Source organism: Rhizobacter sp. P3_B12, from assembly GCF_056402895.1.
Genome location: NZ_JBFUGN010001734.1, coordinates 1 through 586, shown reverse-complemented (window position 1 = coordinate 586; position 586 = coordinate 1). Strand labels below are relative to the sequence as shown.

The following is a 586-nucleotide window of genomic DNA, read 5'->3' as shown; positions in this document are numbered from 1 at the left end:
CTGCTGACGATCGACTGCGCGCTCGTCGACCTGCAGGCGAAGCAGGGCGTGCTGCGGCCGCGCGCGATGGTGGTCGACACCCGGGACTCGACGATCTGGGCCGACGGCACCTTGTCGCTCGCCGAAGAGAACATGGACCTGCGCGCCGTCGTCACGCCGAAGGACTTCAGCCCGCTCGCGCTGCGCACGCCGCTGCGCGTGCAGGGCAGCTTCAGCGACCCGAAGATCTCGCTCGAGAAGGCGCCGCTCGCGCGCAAGGTGGGCACCAGCGTGCTGCTCGGGCTGTTGAATCCGCTGGCGGCGCTGATCCCGCTGGTCGACGTGGGCGAGCGGCAGCCGTCGGGCGAGGGGTGCAACGCCTTGCTGGAACGCGCCCGGCAACACGCGGCGCCGGGCGGCGGCTGAGCCGATCGCGAGTTCATCTTGAATTGACGCTGTAACTTGGTTACGCGATACTCGAAAGCCTGGTTACGACCCCGGCCGCGAGGTGCCGCCCATGAAACAAGCCCTGCAGGAAGTCACCCACCGCATCCGCGAGCGCAGCACGCCGACGCGCACCGCCTACCTGGCGCGCATCGACAAGCTG

General features: G+C 69.3%; 1 pseudogene. It reads left to right on the top strand.

The features are described 5' to 3' along the window. Positions 1–405 (top strand): annotated as a pseudogene (locus AC1D01_RS37945) (AsmA family protein); the annotation flags it as partial. Positions 406–586: the final 181 nt, after the last annotated feature.